The organism is Micromonospora sp. WMMB482 (assembly GCF_019038635.1).
GTDB classification, from domain to species: domain Bacteria; phylum Actinomycetota; class Actinomycetes; order Mycobacteriales; family Micromonosporaceae; genus Micromonospora; species Micromonospora marina.
On sequence record NZ_JAHOPD010000020.1, the window covers coordinates 1,514,580 to 1,534,762 of the forward strand.

Here is a 20,183-nt window from a genome sequence, read left to right on the forward strand (position 1 = left end):
GAGGAGACTCAGTACGCGGGCAGCGACGGGTCGACCTGCTTGACCCAGGAGAGCACACCGCCCTGGAGGTGCACCGCGTCGGAGAAGCCGGCCGCCTTCAGCGCGGCGAGCGCCTCGGCGGAGCGGACGCCGGACTTGCAGTGCAGCACGATCTGCCGGTCCTGCGGGAACTTCGCCAGCGCCTCGCCGGAGAGGATCTCGCCCTTGGGGATGAGCGTCGAGCCGGGGATCCGGACGATCTCGTACTCGGCGGGCTCGCGCACGTCGACCAGGAAGATGTCCTTGCCCGAGTCCTGCCAGTCCTTCAGCTCCAGCGCGGTGATGGTCGAGTCGACCACCGCCTCCTGCGCCTCGTCGGAGACCGCGCCGCAGAAGTCCTCGTAGTCCTCCATCAGGTCGGTGAGGGTCGGATTCTCGCCGCAGAGCACGCAGTTCGGGTCCTTGCGAACCTTGATCTTGCGGTAGCTCATCTCCAGGGCGTCGTAGACCATCAGCCGGCCGACTAGCGGCTCACCGATGCCGGCGAGCAGCTTGATCGCCTCGTTGACCTGGATCGACCCGATCGACGCGCAGAGCACGCCGAGCACGCCGCCCTCGGCGCAGGACGGGACCATGCCGGGCGGCGGGGGCTCCGGGTAGAGGCAGCGGTAGCAGGGGCCGTGCTCGGCCCAGAACACCGACGCCTGGCCGTCGAAGCGGTAGATCGAACCCCAGACGTACGGCTTACCGAGCAGCACGGCCGCATCGTTGACCATGTACCGGGTGGCGAAGTTGTCGGTGCCGTCGACGATCAGGTCGTACCGGGAGAAGATGTCCCGGACGTTCTCCCGGTCCAGCGCGGTGTTGTGGATCTCCACGTTGACCAGCGGGTTGATCTCGCGGATCGAGGCCGCGGCGGACTCGGCCTTGGACCGGCCCACGTCGGAGACGCCGTGGATGACCTGGCGCTGGAGGTTCGACTCGTCGACGGTGTCGAAGTCGATGATGCCGAGCGTGCCGACACCGGCCGCGGCCAGGTAGAGCAGGGCCGGCGAGCCGAGGCCACCGGCGCCGACACAGAGCACCCGGGCGTTCTTCAGCCGCTTCTGCCCCTCGACCCCGACGTCCGGGATGATCAGGTGGCGCGAGTAGCGGCGGATCTCGTCTACGGTCAGCTCGGCGGCGGGTTCGACGAGCGGGGGCAACGACACGGTGGACTCCCCGGGATCGGCGGTGTGACCGCGCCATTGTCGCTCGCCCGGACGGGGATCGGCCATGATGAGGGACACTGCGCCCGAACTGCGGGACCGGGAATAACTCAGACGCCGTCGGTGGGCTCACCTTCGTAGCGGACGCCGCCGACGTACGGCCAGGCGTTCGGCAGGCAGCCGTCCAGCCCGTACGTCTGCTGCTGCATCACCGGGGCGGGCGCGCCGGGCTCGGGGCACGCCTGGTGCAGCTCGCCGAACTCGTGTCCGACCTCGTGGTTGATCACGTACGTGCGGTAGACCGCCAGCGGCGCACGGTAGTGGGGCACCGCCGTCATCCACCGGGCCAGGTTGAGCACGACCCGGCCGGGCAGCCGGCAGGAGGTGTACCGGTCGGTGCGCAGGCCGCCCTCGGCGCACATCCGCTCGGAGGTGACCGGGGTCGCGAGGTAGACGGTGAAGTCGGCCGCGGCCGCCTCGGGCACCCGCTGCACCCGCAGGTCACCGGAGGCGATCCAGCTGCGCGGGTCGCCCAGAACCGCGTCCACGGTGGCGGCGAAGTCGTCGACGTCCTGCCCCGTACCCTGCTCGACCTCGACCCGGTAGCGGCGCAGCGGGCCGTCCTGCCCGCGTACCGGGGACCGGTCCTGGGCCGCCGCGAACGTGCCGGGGCCGGCGGTGGGGTAGCCGGTCGGCGCGGCGGCCGGTACGTCGGCCTCGGCGGCGCGGGCCAGCGACGGTTCGGCGGCGAGCGGCGTGTGCCCGGACGGCGGCGTGTTCAGGCGGGTGATGCCGACGGCGCCGCTGACGGCCGCGAGCAGCATCGCCAGCAGCAGCACCGAGCGGCGCCGCCGCCGACGCATGCGGCGCAGCGTGGGACGCTCGCGTCGCGGCGCGGCAGGGTTGTCGTAAGGGGACGACGACGTCATGACCTCAGCGTGCCATGCAATTCGGGCATTTAGCTGCTTTTGCCGCCCATGCCGCGAATGTTCTTCACAAACCGGCGCTCAGAGGGCCGGCCCGGTGTACCGCTTCCCGCCCAGGTAGGGCCATGGGTTCGGCCGGCAGCCCTTGAGGAAGAGCGTCTGCTGCTGCATCACCGGCGCCGCCCGGCCCGCACCCGGGCACCCCTCGTGCCGGTGCCCGAGCTGGTGACCCACCTCGTGGTTGATCACGTAGAGGCGGTACGCCTCCAGCGGCATCCCGGCGTCGACCAGATGCGGCGCCGAGGTACGCCACCGGGCCAGGTTGATCACCACCTTGCCCGGCACCCGGCACGACGTGTACGGCACCCCGCCCACCCGGATGTCGATCCCGCCCGCCCCGCACAGCCGCCCGGCCGTGTCGCGGGTGGCCAGGTAGATCGTGAAGTCGTACCGGTCGTCCGGGCCGACCCGCTGCAACCGCAACCGGCCGCCGTCGACCCAGCTGCCCGGGCCGGCCAGGGCCCGCTGCACCGCCTCGCCGAAGGCGGTGACCTCCTCGCCGGAGCCGTTCTCCACCGCCACCCGGTAGCGGCGCAGCGTCCCCGAGCGGCCGAGCACGCCGCTGGTCCGCTCGTCGTACGCGAAGCTGCCCCGGCCCTTCGCCGGGCCCGGGCCGGACAGCGTCAGCACCGGCGCAGCCGGCGAACTGGGCGTCACCGCCGGCGGCAAGACGTTCGGCGTGGACGGTGCCGGCGTGGACGTCGCAGGCGTGGAGGCCGGAGGCTGGGCGACCGACCCGTCGGTGGTCCGCGTCCCCGCGCCCGCCGACGGCAGTTGCACCGCCACGCCGACACCGGCCGCGGCGGCGGCGACGAAGGCGCAGACCACGAGCGCGGTACGCCAGTGACGGAACGAGGAACGGGAGCGGGCGGCACGAGGACGGCGGGAGCTGGGCATCCGGCTCAGCCTGCCATGTCGCGCTCCGTTCCGCTCTCCCCCATGCCGGTGACGAGCGACGGTGTCGCCTCGGCGAGCAGGCCGAGCACCGCCCGCGCCACGGTCCGGGGCACCTCCAACTGGGCCACGTGCCCGACGCCGTCGAGCATCAGCAGCCGGCTGTCCGGGATGACCCGGGCCGCCTGCGGCGCCACCCGCACGTCGACCAGCCGGTCCTGCCGCCCGCCCACGACGAGCGTGGGCGCCCGTACCGACGCCGCCTGCCGCCAGAGCGCGCCCTCCCCGGGCAGGTACGAACGCAGGAAGCTGCCGACCAGGCCCCGGAACGTCCGCACGTACGCGGCGGCGTAGTGGGCCGCCTCGTACCGGATCCGGATCTCGTCGATCGCCTCCTGCCGGCGCTGCTCGCTGATCCGGGTCAGGTCCGCCACGCAGGCCTCCATCACCTGCTGCGCCGTCACCTCCGGGCTGAACTGGGCCAGCCGCCAGGCGGCCAGCCGTTCGCCCCGGGGGATCGCCAGCAGCGGGAGCATCCGCCCCTGCAACGACCGGCGGAAGTCCAGGAACGGCAGGGCGGGCGAGACCAGGGTGAGCGTGCGGACCAGGTCCGGGCGCAACGCCGCCACCCGGACCGAGATCGCGCCGCCGAGCGAGTTGCCGAACAGGTGCACCGGCCCCCGGTCGCTGTACTCGATCCACCGGATCACCCGCTCGGCGAAGGACGGGATCGTGTAGCGCGGCCCGGGCTCGCTGCGCCCGAAGCCGGGCAGGTCGATCGCCTGCCCGTCGAGCCGGTCCGCGAGCAGCCCGGCCAGGTCGGTCCAGTTCTGTGCCGACCCGCCGAGGCCGTGCACGTACAGCGCGGGCTCCGCGCCGCTACCGGTGGCCGGGGTGTCGCGGACGTGCACGAGCGTGCCGTCGAGGCGTACGTGCCGGCCCGGCCAGGGCGGCGGGACGTGGTGTGCGGGAAGGCTGTGCTCCGGCCACAGTGCGGCGCGCTTCATGCCTCCAGTCTTCCCCGCCGCGGCCGTACCGCACACCGCGCTCAGGAGAGCAGCGCCTCCAGCCGCCGGTTCACCGCCGCGAGCGTGGCCCGCACGACCGCCTGCCGGGGATCCCCGGCCACCAGCGCCGAACCGGCCAGCTGCTCCACCCAGCCGTCGCAGACCAGCAGCACCACCACTGTGGCGACCTCGCAGTTGCCGAACGGCACCACCGCGGCGTGTTCCACGAAGCACCGGCCCCGCTCGCCTGCCGGCACGGCCCGGCCGAGCAGCTCGTCCACCGCGGCGGCCGCGGCCACCGCGCAGAGCCGCAGCACGTACCCGTCGACAGCCGGCCCGGTCGCGTGCCCCTCGGCCGACCGGTCACCGGCGACCAGGCGGACCTCCGTGGTGGCGTCCAGGCCGAATGTGCTCACCAGGACGTGCTCGATCACCACCCGGGGCCCCGGCACGCCGCCGGTGTCCAGCGGTCGCGACGGCGCGGTCTCCGTCGTGGTCATCTGCCCACCGGAGTACGACGTACCGAGCGTGACCGGGCTGCCGGTGGACATGCCGGTCGGCGCGGCGGCCAGCGACGTCTCGTCCACAGCGGCCCGGCCCCGGTGGGTGGCCTGCCGGCGGCGGCGCGGCGGCTCGTCGCCGTCGCCGGGCGCCTCGGCCGGGCGCGTCGCGCGGTCCGCGCCGAACCGCGCGTCGCCGGAGCGGTTCGCGGCCGGACGTGCCACACCGGTCCGCGCCGGCATCTCGTCGCCGCCCGTCTCGTCACCGTTGCGGGCCTCGCCCGGCTCGGGCTGTGCGGCACCGGCCCCGTCGGTGCGGGCCTGGCCCGGCGCGGACTGAGCCCCGGATGCCCGGTTCTCTCCCGAGCGCGTCTCACCGGAGCGGTCCAGCCGGGCCGACCGGCGGCGCAGCGGCGCCGGTGGCGGCACGGCGGGCTCACCGGGCAGGTTCTGCGGGGCGGCGGCCAGGCCCATCCGCTCCTGGAGCAGCCGGGCCACCAGACGGCTCACCTCGGCCGGGTCCGCGCCGTCGGCCAGGTCGAGCCGGAGGCTGTGCGCGCCGGCCGGGGTACGGCGCAGCGCGGCGTCGCGTACGCCCGCCACCTCCCGGACCGCGTCGAGGATCGCGTTGACGTCGAAGCCCTCCGGCCGCTCCCGCAGTGGCGCGGGTTCGTCGTCGCGGCGCAGGTGGGTGGCGATGCGGGCGAGTTCGGGGGTCTCGGCGGACGGTTCCACTGCCGGTGGCTCCGGCACGACGGGCACGTCCGGTTCCGAGGGGACGCGCTGCGGCAGCACAGGGGACGGTTCCTCCGGTCGGGGCTCGGCGACCGCGTCGGCGGCCGGCACCGGTTCCGGTGCGGATCGGCGGGCCGCGTAGGGAGGGGCGCTCGTCGGGTGGGGCGCGGGTGTGCGGTCGAAACGGGGCGCGCCGCTCGCGGCGGGCACGCCTGAGGTCGGCGGGTCGACGGCGGCCGCTTCGGTGGGGGGCGCCGGAGCGTATCCACCGGCCGGAGCGGGCGGGGCGCTGGTCGGCGCGGGGCCGGCGGGCGCGCCCAGCGGGGCGACCGGCACCGGTGGCCCGGCCCAGGACGGACGCTCGTAGCCGTGCGGTGGTTCGGCGTCGCCCCGGGCCAGCCGGAACGGCCGGGTCGCCTCGGGCGCCGGCTCCGGTGCGACCGGCGGCTCGTACCGGCGCGCCGGCTCGGGCCCGGCAGCCGGTTCGTACGGCCGGGACGCCTCCGACTCGGCGGACGGCGGGTACGGCCGCGCCGCCTCCGGTCCCGGGGCCGGCTCGGCGCGCAGCGGCTCGTACGGCCGTACCGGTTCGGGCCGGGGTGGCTCGTAGGCGGCGGGCGGTTCGACGCGGGCCGGTTCGTACGGCCGCACCGGCTCGGGCGCCCACTCGGCCGCGCGGTCCTCGCGGGCGGCGCTGTCGTCCTCCCACTCCCGCCGCTCGGCGGCGGGCTCCCCGGTGCGGCGGGCCGGCCGCTCCTCCGGGCCTCGGGCCGGCGGCTCCTCGGCCCGGCGGGTCGGCGGCTCGTCGGTGCGGGCCCACGGTGGGGCCCAGCCGTCACCCCAGCTCGGGCGGTTCCAGGACGGCCCCGACCAGTCCGGTTCGGCGGCCCTCGGGTCGTCCGCCGGGATCTCGGCCGCGGCCCGCGGCTCGGCGGTGGCCGACCGGCCCTCCGGCGGGTGCACCTCGCCCGGTGCGTGCTCCGGGCGGCTCGCGGCCGGCGGCGGGGTGACCGGCCGGTCGGCCCAGCCGCGGGACAGCGACGGGGTGGATTCGGTGTTCGGCGCATGGAAGCCCGGCGGCACCTCGAAGCCGGAGGCGGCGGCGCCGACCGGCGGGACCTGGAGCGCCGGGGGCGCGGAGGTCGGCCCGCTCTCGGCCCAGCGCGGGGCCCGGGCGGCCGGGTCGTCGGCGGCGTGCCGGGAACCGGTGGCCTCCCCCGGGTCGGCCGGCTGCTCGATCGCCGGCGCCGGGCGCGGGGCCGGTACGGCCAGCCGTTCGCCGTCGGCCGGCCGGGGCAGCTCGTCCGCGGGCGGGGCACTGACCGGCGCCTGGCGGGTCACTGGCGACTCCTCCCCGGCGTGGTGCACGCCGTTGACGTGGCGGCCGTTGACGCGGCCCGGTTCCGGCGCGGAGTGGCCGGGCACCGGGGCCGGCAGGTCGCCGTGCCGGGGCGCGGAGGCGGCCCAGCCGCCGAGGTCGCCATAGGGCCAGCCGCCGGGCGCCGGGGCGCCGCGGGACCAGCCGTTCGGCGGGGGCGCCCAACCGCCGCCGGTACGGGCCGGGTCGTCCTGCTGGCCCGTCCCGTCGCCGTGCTCTCCCGGGGTGGCGGCTCCGGGTTGCCCTGTTTCACTCACCGCGCGCTCCTTGGTCGCCCCCGCTGAGGCTACCGTGTGGTGACAGTGGCGATAAGTTACAGCGGCGGGCCAATTCCGCGACGGGTTCACGAACCCGGACCGGTTCGGGTGATACGTGCCGGCTCGTACGCAGATACTCGGAGGATCCGATGACCGCAGTGGGGAACGGTGCACAGACCGCCGGTCGGCCCACCCGCCTGCCCCGCTCGGCGCGCCGTAAGCAGCTGCTCGCCGCCGCCCAGGAGGTGTTCGTCGCACAGGGCTACCACGCCGCCGCGATGGACGACATCGCCGAGCGGGCCGGTGTCTCCAAGCCGGTGCTCTACCAACACTTCCCCGGGAAGATGGAGCTCTACCTCGCGCTGCTGGACACGCACTGTGACGCGATAGTGGCCAAGGTGCAGGACGCGATGAGCGGCACCAACGACAACAAGGAGCGGGTCGGCGCCGCGGTGCGCGCGTACTTCGACTTCGTCGACCACGAGAGCGAGGCGTTCCGGCTGGTCTTCGAGTCGGACCTGCGCAACGACCCGGCGGTGCGGCAGCGGGTGGAGCGGGTCGAGCAGGGCTGCATCGCGGCGATCACCGACACGATCATCTCGGACACCGGGGTCAGCCGCTCGCACGCCGAACTGCTCGCCTCGGGCCTGGTCGGCGCCGCCGAGACGGCCGCCCAGTTCTGGCTCGCCGGCGGCCGCCAGGTGCCCAAGGCGGAGGCCGAGGCGCTGGTCGCGGCCCTGTCGTGGCGCGGCATCGCCAGCTTCCCGCTGCAAGGCGAGTCAGCCTGAACATCGGGCCGCCGGATCGGATAGCCTTCCCACGGTGGCTTTTTCGCCCCAGTTGAGGAGGCACAGTGGAGGTCAAGATCGGCGTGCAGTACGCGCCGCGGGAGCTGGTCCTGGAGAGCGCGCAGTCGCCGGCCGAGATCGAGCAGATCGTGACCGACGCCTTCGCCAAGAGTGAGGGCACGCTCTCCCTGACCGACGAGAAGGGCCGGCGCGTGATCGTGCCGGTCGGCAAGGTCGCCTACGTCGAGATCGCCGAGGCGTCGCCCCGCGCGGTCGGGTTCACCGTTCGCTGATTCCCGCGGCACCGGCCGCCGTGGCGGGCCTCCCGCCACGGCGGCTCAGTTGTTCAACCCGGCGGCTGTCATCCGCCCGGTGTGCGCCTCGGTCAGCCGCCGCAGCAGCCCCGGCACGTCCCCGCCGGTCCGCCCGATCAACGCGACGAGCGCGCCCCGGTCGGCGGCGGCCACCCGGCCCGCCTGGGACAGCGCCTCGCCGAGCAGCCGCCGCGCCCACATCGACAGCCGCCCGGCCGCCCGGGGGTCGGCCTCGATCGCGGCCCGGATCTCGGCGGCGGCGAACTCGGCGTACCGGGAGTCGTGCAGCACGTCGAGCAGCAGGGCCCGGTCCGGCCCGGTCAGGCCGTCGGCGATCCCGCGCAGGAAGTCGTCGGTGATCGCGTCGCCCACGTACGCCTTCGTCACCGCCTCCGCCCAGTCCCGCGGCTCGGTCGAGTCGTGGTACGCCCGCAGCGCCTCGACGTAGGGGGCCATCGCCTCCTCCGGGGTGACGCCCCAGGCGGCGAGCCGGTCGGTGAGCCACCGGTAGTGGGCGATCTCGGCGGCGGCCATCTCGCTGAGCGCGGCGCGGCGGCGCAGGTCGGGTGCGAGGCGCGCGTCGGCGGCGAGGCGGTCGAACGCGAGCAGTTCGCCGTAGGCGACGAGCCCGAACAGGTCGGCCGCGGCAGGGTCGGGCAAAGCTTCAGGGGCGGACACGAGCGCAGGCTACCGGCGCTTCGTATGTGACTCAAGTCACAGGGAAACCCCCCGCGCGCACGGCCACCACCTGGGAATCGGGACGGCTCAGGGACCGTTCAGGTACGATGAGACAGTTGCCGTGGGCACCGAATCGGTCACTTGCTGACCAACGCCGGTCCCCGACGCGCGTGCGGCCCGGTCCGGCTCGGCGAAATCGCCCCTGACCGCGTGGCCCGCGCCATACCGATCGCGCCCTGAGGACTTGAGGGGCGCACCACGAGAGGGCACCCCCAAATCCATATGAGCGAGCAGATTTCCGGCCAGCCACTGGCCCCCACCGCCCCGGTCCCCCCGGAGGCACCCACGTTCGCCGCGCTCGGCGCGCGGCAGGAGACCGTCGAGGCGCTGGCCGCCGCCGGCATCACCCGCGCCTTCGCCATCCAGGAGTACGCGCTGCCGATCGCGCTGCGCGGCGTCGACCTGATCGGGCAGGCGCCGACCGGCACCGGCAAGACGCTCGGCTTCGGCATCCCGCTGCTGGAGCGCGTGTTCGCCCCGTCCGAGGGCAGCGACGGCGTGCCGCAGGCACTCGTCGTCGTACCCACTCGTGAGCTGGGCATCCAGGTCGCCAAGGACCTCGATGCCGCCGGCCGTACCCGGGGTGTCCGGGTGCTGCCGATCTACGGCGGCGTGGCGTACGAGCCGCAGATCGAGGCGCTCCGCAAGGGCGCCGAGATCCTGGTCGGCACCCCGGGCCGCCTGCTGGACCTGCAGAAGCAGAAGCACCTGCGGCTCGACCGGGTCCGCGCGCTCGTCCTCGACGAGGCCGACCGCATGCTCGACCTGGGCTTCCTGGACGACGTCGAGAAGATCCTGGCGATGCTGCCGGAGGACCGGCAGACCATGCTGTTCTCGGCCACCATGCCGGACCCGATCGTCGCGCTGTCCCGGCGCTTCCTGCGCCGGCCGGTGACGATCCACGCCGGGCACACCGCCGAGACCGGTCCGTCGCCGCAGACCAAGCAGCTCGCGTACCGCACGCACTCGCTGAACAAGGTCGAGATCGTGGCGCGCATCCTCCAGGCCGAGGGCCGCGGGCTGACCATGATCTTCACCCGCACCAAGCGGGCCGCCGACCGGGTCGCCGAGGATCTCGACTTCCGCGGCTTCGCCGTCGCCGCCGTGCACGGTGACCTCGGCCAGGGCGCGCGCGAGCGGGCGCTGCGGGCGTTCCGGGCCGGCAAGATCGACACGCTGGTCGCCACCGACGTGGCCGCCCGGGGCATCGATGTCACGGGCGTCACCCACGTGATCAACTACGACTGCCCCGAGGACCAGGACACCTACACCCACCGCATCGGCCGTACCGGCCGGGCCGGGGCCACGGGTTCCGCGGTGACGTTCGTCGACTGGGACGACATGCCCCGCTGGCGGATCATCGACAAGACGCTCGGGCTGGACATGCCCGAGCCGCCGGAGACGTACCACACCTCCGCGCACCTCTACACGGACCTGGACATCCCGACGGACATCAGCGGCACGCTGCCGACCGCCGAGCGCACCCGCGCCGGCCTGTCCGCCGAGGTCGAGGAGGACCTGGGCGGTGGCGGCCGGTCGCGGCGCGGCGACCGCCGGGGCGACAGCCGGGGCCGTGAGCGCGGCGACCGCGGCCGGCGCCGGGGCGGCGAGGCCGGTCCCGCCGCCGGTTCGTCCGCCGGGCAGGCCGACGCCGGTGACGACGAGACCCCGCGTACGCCGCGTAGGCGGCGTCGCCGCCGGGCCGGCGAGACGGTGGCCGGTGAGCCGACCGCGGTGATCGGCACCGAGGGCACGGCCGAGACCGCCGCCGCACCGCAGGCCGCGGAGGGTGAGGCCGCGAGCACCAAGCCCCGTCGCCGCCGCCGTCGCCGCAGCGGCAGCACCGGCGCACCCGCCGAGTCCACCACCACCGACTGACGCACACACGGATACGGCCTCCCGGACCCCGGTCCCGGAGGCCGTCCCCATCCCCGCCCCTCGCCAACTGCGACGATCATGAAGTTGACGGCGCGACACGCCGTGCTCACGGCCGCCAACCTCATGATCGCCGGGGCGGAAGCAGGAAGGCAGGTACTGATGCCGGAAGCGTTGGACTCCGCGCTGGCCGAGGTGCGGGCGCTGCTGCTCGCGCCAGGGCTGACCCGCGCGGTCGCCGCCGGGCGCCGTCGTGGGCAGCGTCCCTCGGTGGTACGCGCGGAGCTGCGCCCGGTCACCCTGAAGACCGGTCCCCGGTTGCAGATCGCCGTCTCCGACGGATCACGGCCGCACACCCGCAACGTGGCACCCGGTACGGAGGCCGGCGCCGCAGTCGACGAACTGCTCGCCGAACCGTTCGGTAACTGGCACGTCGAGACCGCCGACGCCACGCTCCAGCTCCGGGTCACCAAGTCCGGCGAGGCGCAGGTGCACCGCGCGGCGGCCAGCCGTCCGGCCACCGAGCCGGGCGGGCACGACCGCGCCAAGGAGTGGCTGCTCGACCCCGGTGATCCCCTGTTCCGGGAGATCGGCGGCTCGGCGGCCAAGCGCCGCCAGGTCGACGCGTTCCTGCGCGCGCTCGCGGCGACGCTGCCGGACGACCTCACCGGCCCGCTGCGAGTGGTGGACCTGGGCTGCGGCAACGCCTACCTGACCTTCGCCGCCTACCGTTACCTCGTCCAGCGCGGCCTGGACGTGACGCTCGTCGGGGTGGACGTGCGCGAGGACCAGCGCCGCCGCAACACCGAGCTGGCCGAGCGGCTGGGCTGGGCCGACCGGGTCGGCTTCGTGGCCGGCACCATCGCCGGCGCATCAGTCGAACCGGCGCCCGACCTGGTGCTGGCGCTGCACGCCTGCGACACCGCGACCGACGAGGCGCTGGCCCGGGCGGTGCGCTGGGGCGCCCGCTGGGTGCTCGCGGCGCCCTGCTGCCACCACGACCTGGCCGCCCAGCTCCGCGCCGGTCGGGCCCCGGCGCCGTACGAGCTGCTGACCCGGCAGGGGATCCTGCGGGAGCGGTTCGCCGACGTGCTCACCGACTCGCTGCGGGCCGCGCTGCTGCGCCTGCACGGCTACCGCGCCGAGGTGGTGGAGTTCGTCGACTCCCAGCACACGCCGCGCAACCTGCTCATCCGGGCCCGGCGGACCGCCGGTGCGCCGGCCGACGGGCAGCGCGCCGAGTATCGCGAGCTGGTCGGCCAGTGGGGTGTCACGCCCCGGCTGGAGACGCTGCTGACCGAGGCGCGCTGAGCCACGGCGGTCTACCGCCCCCGGTCGCTCCGGTTGCGGTCGCCCCGGTCCAGCACCGGCACCCGCTCACCGGCGCCCCGGTTCGGCGCCCGCTCGCCGTCGTGTGACGCGCTCGGGAACGGCACCACCTTCCCGGGCTGCTCGGCGTTCCCGGCGGCGGCGAAGGCGTTCCACGAGATGTCGACGAGCAGCCTCTTCAGCTCGGCGTGCCGCGCGGCGGCGTTGCGCTGCAACGCGAGCCGCGCGCCGAGCACCACCGAGGCGAGGGTGGTGCAGATCGCGCCGGTCGCGGCGATCAGGTGTACGCCGTTCGCCTCGTCACCGCGTACCGCCAGCACCAGCAGCCAGATCCAGAACCCGAGCGCGAACACCGCGGCCTTGGCCACGAAGAAGAGGCTCACCGCGCCGGGGCGATGCGGTACGGGACGTTCCGGCTCGGCCATGCTGCTCCTCCATCGGCTCCCAGGGTTCCCTCAGCCTATTACCCGAAGCGCATTGCCCGAAGCGCGCTTCCGTTGTTGTCCGGGTCTCGCCGACGGGACTTCCGGACCGATCAGTCAGTTGCTTCTCCGGCCCGGCGTACTAGGCTCGATGCGCGAGCCGGGCCACCGGAGGAAGGGGACAGATCCGCCAGGGATGGGTTCCGCAGACGTTTCACCGCAGATGGCCTTCGCGCGCTTCGTGCGCCGGGCCATCGACGCCGCGCGCGAGGAGCGTGGCTGGACGGTGACCGACCTCGCCACCCACACCGGCGTCGGCCGCTCCACAGTGTTCCGCTGGCTGGCCGGAGACTGGCAGGACTACCCCGAACTCGCGAAGGTCCGCGGCTTCTGCGCCGCCCTCGACCTGCCGGTGGCGGCCGCGTTCCGCGCGCTGGGCCTGCCCGACGCCGGGCCGGTGCCCCGCCGCCGGGGTGCCGAGGACGGCCCGGTGGAGGCCGACGTGCGGGTGATCCTGGATCGGCTCGCCGACCCGAACGTGCCCGCCGAGGAGAAGCACCACATCCGCGACCTGCTCCGCTACCTGGCCCGCCGCCCGGTCCGCCGGGCCGGCTGACCGCCCAGCCGGCGACGGCCCGCGAGACTCAGGCGGCGGCCCGCGACTCAGTCGACGGTCAGCGTGAACTCGGCGGTCCGCACCACGCCGCCGACCTGGAAGTCCAGGAACATCCGGTAGCTACCCGGCCCCGGCGCGGTCAGCCAGAACGTCACGTCGTCGCCGTCGCGCACCGGCTCCGGGTGCACGTGCAGGTAACCGAGGTCGCCCTCGCGCAACGCCACCAGGTGGCCGTACGCCCCGAGGTACGGCTCCAGCGCCGCCGCCGCGCCGTCCGCGCCGGTGACCCGGAACCGCAGCGGCACGGACTTCCCCACCTCCGGCGTGCCGGCGTACCCGACGGTGAACCCGTCGACGGTGGCCGACGTGGCGGCAGCGGGCAGCGGCCCGGGCCGGTACGCGCCGGACGCGGTCAGGTCGGCGCCGAGCACCACGGCGACCTGGCGACCGTCGTCGGCCACCGCGGTGAAGTCCGCGTACATCCGCCAGGGGCCCGCCTCCGGCGCGGTGATCGGCACCGACCAGGTGCCGTCGGCGGCCATCGCCGGGTGCAGGTGCCGGTAACCGCCGAGGTCACGCCGGACCATGATCACGTGCATCGGCTTGTCGTGCACCACGGCGAACCGGGTGACCGCCCGACGCTGGTCGTCGCGGATCTGGAAGCGCAGCTCACCGGCGCGGCCCGCGACCAGCTCGGTCGACGGCACCAGCGTGTAGCCGGCCGAGGTGATCGACAGTCCGGTCGCGCCGTCGCCGCCGCCCTGGGTGACTGTGGCGCCGTCGTGCGTGTGCACGCCGGTCCCCGGTGCGTGGGCGTGCACGCCGCCGTCGGCGCCGCCCGTGGCGGCCCCGCCGGCCGTCGCGGGCCGGACCGGGCCGGGCGCCGTGTTCATCCGCCCGAGGCCGAAGCCGAGCAGGACGGCGAGCACCAGGCCGCCCACCACCAGGGCCAGCCGCAACGTCTCCCGGTCCACCGCGACGGGACCGGCCGAGCCGGCCGCGCCGGTCCCGGACCGCGCCGCGAAAGCGTCGGAGCCGGCCCCGGCGTCGTCGGGAACGACGCCGGTGCCGGATGTGACTGACGACGATTCAGGCACCGCCGCCGACCAGCTCGTAACCCGCCTCGTCCACTGCGGCACGCACGGACTCGTCGGACAGCGGCGCCGCGCTGGTGACAGTGGCGGTGCCGCTCGTCAGATCGATCCGGACCTCGTCGACACCAGGCAGCGCGGACAGCTCCCCGGTCACCGCCTTGACGCAGTGTTCGCAGGTCATCCCGGTCACGGTGTACGTCTGGACGACGGGTCGCTGCTCGGTCATGACCCCACGGTACCGCCGCCCGGGTCCCGGCCCGACGACGGTCCGCCGACGGTGGTGACGCTCGCATTCCGCCCGGCCCGGGAACTTTCCGCGCACGCCGAACCCTCGACGCACGCGGGAGCTCCCGCGGCGACCGAGACCACGCCGGGAACCGGTCGCCCGGCCCCGGGGACGGGTCAGCCGGCCACCGCGAGCGCCAGCGGCAGCACGTCCGGCGCGCCGGCCCGCCGCAGCAGCCGCGCCACCATGCCCATCGTCCAGCCCGAGTCGACCAGGTCGTCCACCAGCAGCACCGGACCGTCCAGCCCCGCCAGCGCACCGGCCAGCTCGTCCGGCAGGCGGAAGGCGTCGTGCAGCGCGCGTACCCGCTGGGCGCTGTTTCCGCGCGGCCCGCCACCGCCGGACGGACCGGCCGGGACGACCTGGCCCAGCAGCGGCAGCCGGCCCACGGCGGCGATCCGCTCGGCCAGCGAGCCGACCAGCAGCGGTCGCGTCCGGGAGCCGACCGCGACCACACCCGCCGGCCGCCGGGGCCACGGGTCGTCGCCGTGCGCCCACGCCTTCAGCACCTCGACCACGGCCGCCACCACGTCGTCGGGCACCGGGCCGTCCGGCGCCTCCGGCCCGACCAGCCCGCGCAGCCGCCCACCCCACCCCAGGTCGGACAGGCGCCCCACGGCCCGGCCGGCCAGCGCCTGCTCCGCCGGGGGGATACGGCCCTTCAGGGGTACGCCGACCGCCTCCAACCCGGTCGGCCAGAGCTTCTTCGGCGGGATCGGCACGCCGGGACGCCCGAGGAACGTCTGCGCGGCGGTCAGCGCCTGATCGGAGACGGCGGCGTCGAACAGCGGGCCGGCGCAGTTGTCGCACCGCCCGCAGTCCTGCGCCCCCGTGTCGTCCAGCCCTTCGCGCAGGTAGCGCATCCGGCAGCCGGACGTCGAGGCGTACTCGCGCATGGCCCGCTGCTCGGCGGCGCGCGCGTCGGCGACGCGCCGCAACCGGGCCTCGTCGTAGACCCACGGCTCGCCGGTGGCGAGCCAGCCGCCGCGCACCCGGCGGACCGCGCCGTCCACGTCGAGCACCTTGAGCATCAGCTCCAGCCGGGTCCGGCGCAGGTCGACCACCGGTTCGAGGGCCTGGGTGGAGATCGGCCGGTCGGTGTCCAGCGCGGCGAGCACGGCGCGGACCTGTTCCTCGGGCGGGAAGGCGAGCGAGGCGAAGTACCGCCAGATCGCCGCGTCCTCGACGCCGGGCAGCAGCAGCACCTCGGCGTGCTCGACGGCCCGGCCCGCGCGGCCGACCTGCTGGTAGTAGGCGATCGGCGAGGGCGGCGCGCCCAGGTGCACGACGAAGCCCAGGTCGGGCTTGTCGAAGCCCATGCCGAGCGCGCTCGTGGCGACCAGCGCCTTGATCTTGTTGTCCAGCAGGTCCTGCTCGGCGGCCCGCCGGTCGGCGTCCTCGGCCTGGCCGGTGTACGACGCCACGGACCAGCCCCGGCCGCGCAGGAAGTCGGCCGTCTCGGTGGCCGCCGCCACGGTGAGCGTGTAGACGATCCCCGAACCGGGGAGCCGGTCCAGGTGGTCGGCCAGCCAGGCCAGGCGGTGGGCCGGGCTCGGCAGATCGAGTACGCCGAGGCGCAGCGACTCCCGGTCCAGGGTGCCCCGCAGCACAAGTGCGTCGCCGAGCTGCTCGGCCACGTCCTGCGTGACCCGGGCGTTGGCGGTGGCGGTGGTGGCCAGCACGGGCGTGCGCTCGGGCAGGTTGGCCAGGAACGTGCGCAGCCGCCGGTAGTCGGGGCGGAAGTCGTGCCCCCAGTCGGAGACGCAGTGCGCCTCGTCGACCACGAGCAGCCCGGTGGTGGCGGCGAGTTTCGGCAGCACCCCGTCGCGGAAGTCGGGGTTGTTCAGGCGCTCCGGGCTGATCAGCAGCACGTCGACCGCACCGGCGTGGATCTCGGCGGTGATCTCGTCCCACTCGTCCAGGTTCGCCGAGTTGATGGTGCGCGCCCGGATGCCGGCGCGGGCGGCGGACTCGACCTGGTTGCGCATCAGCGCCAGCAGCGGCGAGACGATCACGGTCGGCCCGTGCCGACCGTCCTCGCGCAGCAGCGCGGTGGCCACGAAGTAGACGGCCGACTTGCCCCAGCCGGTGCGCTGCACGCAGAGCACCCGGCGCCGGTCGACCACGAGCGCCTCGATGGCCCGCCACTGGTCCTCGCGCAGCCGGGCGTGGTCACCCGCCAGCCGCCGCAGCACCGCCTCGGCGCGCTCCCGGACGGCCATCCGATCCTGGCTCATCCGGCATTTCTACCAGGGACGACGGGGCGACCGGCGGGCCGGGCGACGGCTCGGGCGGCAGGAAGAGGAGGACGTCGCGCAGCGGGTCCGTCACCGGCGGCGGCAGCAGACACCGCGCCGCCAGCTCCTCCATCGACGTGTACGGGCCGTGCGACCGGCGGTCAAGCACCATGTGTTGCGCCTGGGCCGGGTTCAGCCCCGGCAGCCCGAGGATCGTCCGGTCCGCCACCGAGTTGACGTCGACCAGGCCGCCGTCGTCGTACGCGCGGGGCAGGTCCGGGCGGCCGATGCGCAGCTCGCCCCGCGCGGACGGGTAGTGGTAGAGCAGGTAGCGGGCGTGCTCCCGGCGCAGTCTGCTGCCGGCCACGTGCGGCCGGTGCTGTCGGATGCCCCGCAGCCACGCCATCAGCCGCCCGTTGAGCAGCACCACGTGCAGGACGCCGATCAGCCAGCTGAACAGCCAGACGAAGGCGATCGCGTCCTCGGGGCCGCTGAACTCGTCCGGCTCCTGCTCGACGCTGAACACCACCACGAACCCGACGGCAACGCCCAGGTAGTAGACCGCCGCGAGGATGGTGGCCAGGCTCCGGCGCCAGATCCCGTACACCAGGACCACCACCCAGGTGAGCAGGCCCAACGACAACAGGGCGGTGAGCACGCTCGCCACGGTGGCGCCGACACTGAGCCAGCCGGGCACCCGGCCGGGGGGCGTGGCCGCCGGCGGGGCCGCGGGCGGGGGCGGGGGCGGTCCCCAGGCCGGCGCCACCACCGGCCCCGCCCGGTCGGCCGGGGCCGCGTGCTCGGGCCGGACCGCTGCTGACGGCTGCACCGGCACCGGCGGCTGAACCGGGGTCGGCGGCTGGGCGGGCACCGGCGGGGGCACCGGGAGCGGCGGAGGCCCGGTTCGGGCCGTCGGCACCCCGTGCAGACCCGGTTCGACCGTCGGCAGCAGGAGGTCCGAGTCGGCGCGCAGGATGCGCCGGTGCAGATCCTGGAGCGCCCCGCCCGGCTCGATGCCGTACTCGTCCCGGAGCAGCCCGGCGTAGTCGCGATAGGCGGCCAGCGCCTCGGCCTGCCGTCCGCTGCGGTGCAGCGCCAGCATGAGCTGGTGCCGCAGCCGTTCCCGGACCGGGAACTCGGCGACCAGCTCGACCAGCCGGCCGACCAGCTCGCCGTGCCGGCCGCCGGCCAGCTGGAGCTCGGTACGCGTCTCCAGCGCGACCGCCCGCATCTCCACGAGGCGGTGCCGGGCCGTCTCGAAGTACGTGCCGCCGAACCCGGTGAACGGCTCCCCCTGCCACAGCTCCAGTGCGGCGCTCACCTCGGCGAGCGCCTCCTCCGTACGCCCGGCCGCCTGTGCCGCCCGCGCCCGCTGCACGCCGCGCTCGAAGCGCGCCACGTCCACCGCCTCGGGCGGAACGCGCAGCAGATAGCCCGCGTCGGTGAGGGTGAGCACCCGGGCCGGCGTGCGCGGCGAGCGGTCGGGTTCCAGCATCCGGCGCAGACCGGCCACGTGCTTCTGCACCACGTTGAGGCCGTTCACCGGCGCCTCGTCCGGCCAGACCGCCTCGACGATCTGCCCGGTCGGCACGGGACGGCCCGCGGCGAGCAGCAGCACGGCCAGCACGGCCCGCTGCTTGGCCGGGCCCAGATCGAGTGGTCGGCCGGCGTACCAGGCCCGCTGCGGGCCGAGGAGTTCGAAGCGCAGCGCCTCTGACATGCGAGTTTCCGCCCCCGTACCGACTGCCCCCGCCCACTGTGGCCGACGGCAGTCGGACGGCAGCATAACGGCAGCGGGAGCGCCGTGACGGCTGGCGATACTTCCCCGGCAACAATCACCTGGGAAAGCGAGTCGAACACCATGACGCAGCGAATCGGTTCTGCCGCGGGCCTCCGGCGGATCGCGGCCCTCGCGACGGCCGTGCTGGCCACCACCGTCCTGTCCGCCGGGTGCGGGACCGGGGACGCCTCCGAGGGCACCGCAGCGGCGCCCAGCCCGTCGCCCGACCCGAAGGCCACGCTGCTGGCCGCCGTGCCGGACGAGAAGGACCCGGCCTTCCGGTTCTCCACGATCGAGGGCGCGGACAAGTTCGACGGGGTCGTCGACCCGGCGACGCGCGGCCTCGAGTTGACCGTGTCGGAGAAGAGTCAGGACCCCGAGTTCACCATGGGGATGACCTTCCGCGTGATCGAGGACGACATCTGGGTGCGGGTCAAGATCACCGGCATGCCCGGTCTCCAGGACATGATGAAGCTGCCGAAGCGCTGGATGCTCCTGGACCGCACGAAGCTCGCCGACGCCGCGGAGGTGCCGGTCTACCAGAACGCGGATCCGGTCAACACGGCAGCTGTCATCCGGACCGCGGAGACGGTCGAGGACCGGGGCGACGGCACGTACGGCGGGTTCGCCGACCTGACCGCGAACGCCGACATCCGCAGCAACTTCAGCAGCGTGGACGTGGACGCGCTGGGTGACGCCGCGAAGAAGGTGCCGTTCACGGCAGTGGTCGGGCCGGACGGGAACCTCACGTCGCTGACCCTGGACGTGCCGGCCGCGGGCAAGCAGAAGGCGATGAAGCTGGTCGCCAAGTACTACGACTTCGGTAAGGCGCCGAAGATCAGCGCGCCGACGGGCGCGCAGGTGCAGAAGGCGCCGGCGTCGGCGTACGAGATGCTCAACGGCTGACCACGACGGACGCGCGAGGGGCGGCGGCCACACGGGGGGCCGCCGCCCTTCCGCGTGTCAGCGACCGAGCACGGAGCCGCCGTTGACGCCGAGCACCTGACCGGTGACGTACCCGGCGGACGGGCCGACCAGGTAGCGCACCGCCGCCGCGATGTCGTCCGGCACACCGGCCCGGCCGACGAGCGTGGCGGCGACCCGCTTGGCGTGCCCCTCCGGCGTCATCCGGTCGCCGAAGAACTCGGTCTCGGCGACGTAGCCGGGGCTGACCACGTTCACGGTGATCTGTTCCGGTCCGAGCTGGGCGGCGAGGTCGTACGCCCAGCCGTGCAGCGCGGCCTTGGCGGCCGAGTACGGCCCGCCGCCACCGCGCTGCGCGGCGATCGAGCTGAGCAGGACCACCCGGCCGCCGGGGCGGCGCAGGGCCGGTAGCAGCGCCTCGGTGAGCAGGACGGCGGTCAGGACATTGGCGTCCAGATTGGCCCGCCACCAGTCCGCCACATCGGCGAGCGAATCGGTCGATCCGCCGAGATAGCCGCCGGCGTTGTTGACAACGGCGTCCACGGCACGATCCCCGACCGCGTCCACCACCGCTCCGACCTGCGCCGGGTCGGTCAGGTCGGCGACGACAGCCGTGACCGCCCCGTCCCGCCCGCTCTCGTCACAGATCCGCCGTGCCGTCGATTCGAGCACGTCGCCCCGCCGCCCCACGACGAGCACGTCGAACCCGTCGGTCACGAGCCCGTGGGCGACGGAGGCCCCGATCCCGGTCCCACCCCCACTGACCACAGCCAGCCGCCGCAGCTTCCCCATGACGTCTCCTCTCCCCGTTCTCCCCGTTGATCAAGGAGTTTGCG

General features: G+C 74.8%; 18 protein-coding genes. 6 read left to right on the plus strand and 12 right to left on the minus strand.

All coding sequences use genetic code 11. The features are described from left to right. Positions 1 to 8 precede the first annotated feature (8 nt). The 5 genes from moeZ to KSK32_RS33265 all read right to left on the minus strand — a co-directional run bounded on the left by moeZ (position 9) and on the right by KSK32_RS33265 (position 6,944). Positions 9 to 1,256, minus strand: coding sequence for an adenylyltransferase/sulfurtransferase MoeZ (gene moeZ, locus KSK32_RS08000; protein ID WP_216929946.1), 1,248 nt, complete (start codon positions 1,254 to 1,256; stop codon positions 9 to 11). 41 nt (positions 1,257 to 1,297) lie between these two features. Then, a complete protein-coding gene (locus KSK32_RS08005; protein ID WP_216929947.1) occupies positions 1,298 to 2,116 on the minus strand; it encodes a DUF3152 domain-containing protein in 819 nt (272 codons plus the stop codon). A gap of 78 nt (positions 2,117 to 2,194) precedes the next feature. Beyond that, a complete protein-coding gene (locus KSK32_RS08010) occupies positions 2,195 to 3,070 on the minus strand; it encodes a DUF3152 domain-containing protein (protein ID WP_216929949.1) in 876 nt (291 codons plus the stop codon). A 5-nt stretch (positions 3,071 to 3,075) separates the two neighbouring features. Then, on the minus strand, positions 3,076 to 4,074 hold the full coding sequence (locus tag KSK32_RS08015; RefSeq protein WP_216929951.1) for an alpha/beta fold hydrolase: 999 nt from the start codon (positions 4,072 to 4,074) through the stop codon (positions 3,076 to 3,078). Positions 4,075 to 4,115: 41 nt separating this feature from the next. Beyond that, positions 4,116 to 6,944 carry a hypothetical protein gene (locus KSK32_RS33265; RefSeq protein ID WP_289256224.1) on the minus strand — a complete coding sequence of 943 codons (2,829 nt, stop codon included), beginning with the start codon at positions 6,942 to 6,944 and terminating at the stop codon, positions 4,116 to 4,118. 149 nt (positions 6,945 to 7,093) lie between these two features. Between KSK32_RS33265 and KSK32_RS08025 the strand changes: the two genes are divergently transcribed. Together KSK32_RS08025 and KSK32_RS08030 are read left to right on the plus strand one after the other, a co-directional pair. Continuing rightward, positions 7,094 to 7,732, plus strand: a complete 639-nt coding sequence (locus tag KSK32_RS08025; protein WP_216929952.1) for a TetR/AcrR family transcriptional regulator — start codon at positions 7,094 to 7,096, stop codon at positions 7,730 to 7,732. Between the two features lie 65 nt (positions 7,733 to 7,797). After that, positions 7,798 to 8,025 carry a DUF3107 domain-containing protein gene (locus KSK32_RS08030; RefSeq protein WP_013288692.1) on the plus strand — a complete coding sequence of 76 codons (228 nt, stop codon included), beginning with the start codon at positions 7,798 to 7,800 and terminating at the stop codon, positions 8,023 to 8,025. Between the two features lie 45 nt (positions 8,026 to 8,070). Here the strand turns inward: KSK32_RS08030 and KSK32_RS08035 are convergent, their stop codons facing one another. Then, entirely contained in the window at positions 8,071 to 8,724 is a 654-nt protein-coding gene (locus tag KSK32_RS08035; RefSeq protein WP_216929954.1) for a ferritin-like fold-containing protein, read from the minus strand. Positions 8,725 to 9,006: 282 nt separating this feature from the next. Here KSK32_RS08035 and KSK32_RS08040 point away from each other — a divergent pair, with 282 nt between their 5' ends. Together KSK32_RS08040 and KSK32_RS08045 are read left to right on the plus strand one after the other, a co-directional pair. Continuing rightward, complete coding sequence (locus KSK32_RS08040) at positions 9,007 to 10,662, plus strand: DEAD/DEAH box helicase (RefSeq protein WP_216929956.1); 1,656 nt, start codon at positions 9,007 to 9,009, stop codon at positions 10,660 to 10,662. Positions 10,663 to 10,821: 159 nt separating this feature from the next. Beyond that, positions 10,822 to 11,970: an SAM-dependent methyltransferase gene (locus tag KSK32_RS08045; RefSeq protein WP_216929958.1), complete on the plus strand. Its 1,149-nt coding sequence runs from the start codon at positions 10,822 to 10,824 to the stop codon at positions 11,968 to 11,970. An 11-nt stretch (positions 11,971 to 11,981) separates the two neighbouring features. Here the strand turns inward: KSK32_RS08045 and KSK32_RS08050 are convergent, their stop codons facing one another. Then, positions 11,982 to 12,413, minus strand: coding sequence for a hypothetical protein (locus tag KSK32_RS08050; protein WP_216929959.1), 432 nt, complete (start codon positions 12,411 to 12,413; stop codon positions 11,982 to 11,984). Between the two features lie 193 nt (positions 12,414 to 12,606). On the opposite strand from KSK32_RS08050, the gene KSK32_RS08055 reads away from it, so the two are divergent. Then, positions 12,607 to 13,026 carry a helix-turn-helix transcriptional regulator gene (locus tag KSK32_RS08055; RefSeq protein ID WP_026268433.1) on the plus strand — a complete coding sequence of 140 codons (420 nt, stop codon included), beginning with the start codon at positions 12,607 to 12,609 and terminating at the stop codon, positions 13,024 to 13,026. A gap of 47 nt (positions 13,027 to 13,073) precedes the next feature. Here the strand turns inward: KSK32_RS08055 and KSK32_RS08060 are convergent, their stop codons facing one another. From KSK32_RS08060 to KSK32_RS08075, 4 genes are all read right to left on the minus strand, one after another. Further along, entirely contained in the window at positions 13,074 to 14,123 is a 1,050-nt protein-coding gene (locus tag KSK32_RS08060) for a hypothetical protein (RefSeq protein ID WP_216929961.1), read from the minus strand. Next, complete coding sequence (locus KSK32_RS08065; protein WP_216929963.1) at positions 14,116 to 14,346, minus strand: heavy-metal-associated domain-containing protein; 231 nt, start codon at positions 14,344 to 14,346, stop codon at positions 14,116 to 14,118. The genes KSK32_RS08060 and KSK32_RS08065 overlap by 8 nt, the downstream gene beginning before the upstream one ends. Before the next feature lie 176 nt (positions 14,347 to 14,522). Beyond that, positions 14,523 to 16,643, minus strand: coding sequence for a RecQ family ATP-dependent DNA helicase (locus KSK32_RS08070; protein WP_216929965.1), 2,121 nt, complete (start codon positions 16,641 to 16,643; stop codon positions 14,523 to 14,525). Then, positions 16,579 to 18,363: a BTAD domain-containing putative transcriptional regulator gene (locus KSK32_RS08075; protein WP_216929967.1), complete on the minus strand. Its 1,785-nt coding sequence runs from the start codon at positions 18,361 to 18,363 to the stop codon at positions 16,579 to 16,581. The genes KSK32_RS08070 and KSK32_RS08075 overlap by 65 nt, the downstream gene beginning before the upstream one ends. A gap of 141 nt (positions 18,364 to 18,504) precedes the next feature. On the opposite strand from KSK32_RS08075, the gene KSK32_RS08080 reads away from it, so the two are divergent. Then, complete coding sequence (locus KSK32_RS08080; RefSeq protein ID WP_216929969.1) at positions 18,505 to 19,329, plus strand: hypothetical protein; 825 nt, start codon at positions 18,505 to 18,507, stop codon at positions 19,327 to 19,329. Between the two features lie 57 nt (positions 19,330 to 19,386). Here KSK32_RS08080 and KSK32_RS08085 read toward each other — a convergent pair whose 3' ends face one another. After that, a complete protein-coding gene (locus KSK32_RS08085) occupies positions 19,387 to 20,139 on the minus strand; it encodes an SDR family NAD(P)-dependent oxidoreductase (protein ID WP_216929971.1) in 753 nt (250 codons plus the stop codon). Positions 20,140 to 20,183: the final 44 nt, after the last annotated feature.

Coding starts and splice junctions, on each gene's coding strand:
- KSK32_RS08045 (WP_216929958.1), top strand. CDS start 10,822: ATGCCGGAAGCGTTGGACTCCGCGCTGGCCGAGGTGCGGGCGCTGCTG.
- KSK32_RS08075 (WP_216929967.1), bottom strand. CDS start 18,363: ATGTCAGAGGCGCTGCGCTTCGAACTCCTCGGCCCGCAGCGGGCCTGG.
- KSK32_RS08085 (WP_216929971.1), bottom strand. CDS start 20,139: ATGGGGAAGCTGCGGCGGCTGGCTGTGGTCAGTGGGGGTGGGACCGGG.
- KSK32_RS08040 (WP_216929956.1), top strand. CDS start 9,007: ATGAGCGAGCAGATTTCCGGCCAGCCACTGGCCCCCACCGCCCCGGTC.
- KSK32_RS08005 (WP_216929947.1), bottom strand. CDS start 2,116: ATGACGTCGTCGTCCCCTTACGACAACCCTGCCGCGCCGCGACGCGAG.
- KSK32_RS08080 (WP_216929969.1), top strand. CDS start 18,505: ATGACGCAGCGAATCGGTTCTGCCGCGGGCCTCCGGCGGATCGCGGCC.
- KSK32_RS08010 (WP_216929949.1), bottom strand. CDS start 3,070: ATGCCCAGCTCCCGCCGTCCTCGTGCCGCCCGCTCCCGTTCCTCGTTC.
- KSK32_RS08050 (WP_216929959.1), bottom strand. CDS start 12,413: ATGGCCGAGCCGGAACGTCCCGTACCGCATCGCCCCGGCGCGGTGAGC.
- KSK32_RS08055 (WP_026268433.1), top strand. CDS start 12,607: ATGGGTTCCGCAGACGTTTCACCGCAGATGGCCTTCGCGCGCTTCGTG.
- KSK32_RS08015 (WP_216929951.1), bottom strand. CDS start 4,074: ATGAAGCGCGCCGCACTGTGGCCGGAGCACAGCCTTCCCGCACACCAC.
- KSK32_RS08065 (WP_216929963.1), bottom strand. CDS start 14,346: ATGACCGAGCAGCGACCCGTCGTCCAGACGTACACCGTGACCGGGATG.
- KSK32_RS08025 (WP_216929952.1), top strand. CDS start 7,094: ATGACCGCAGTGGGGAACGGTGCACAGACCGCCGGTCGGCCCACCCGC.
- moeZ (WP_216929946.1), bottom strand. CDS start 1,256: ATGGCCGATCCCCGTCCGGGCGAGCGACAATGGCGCGGTCACACCGCC.
- KSK32_RS08070 (WP_216929965.1), bottom strand. CDS start 16,643: ATGAGCCAGGATCGGATGGCCGTCCGGGAGCGCGCCGAGGCGGTGCTG.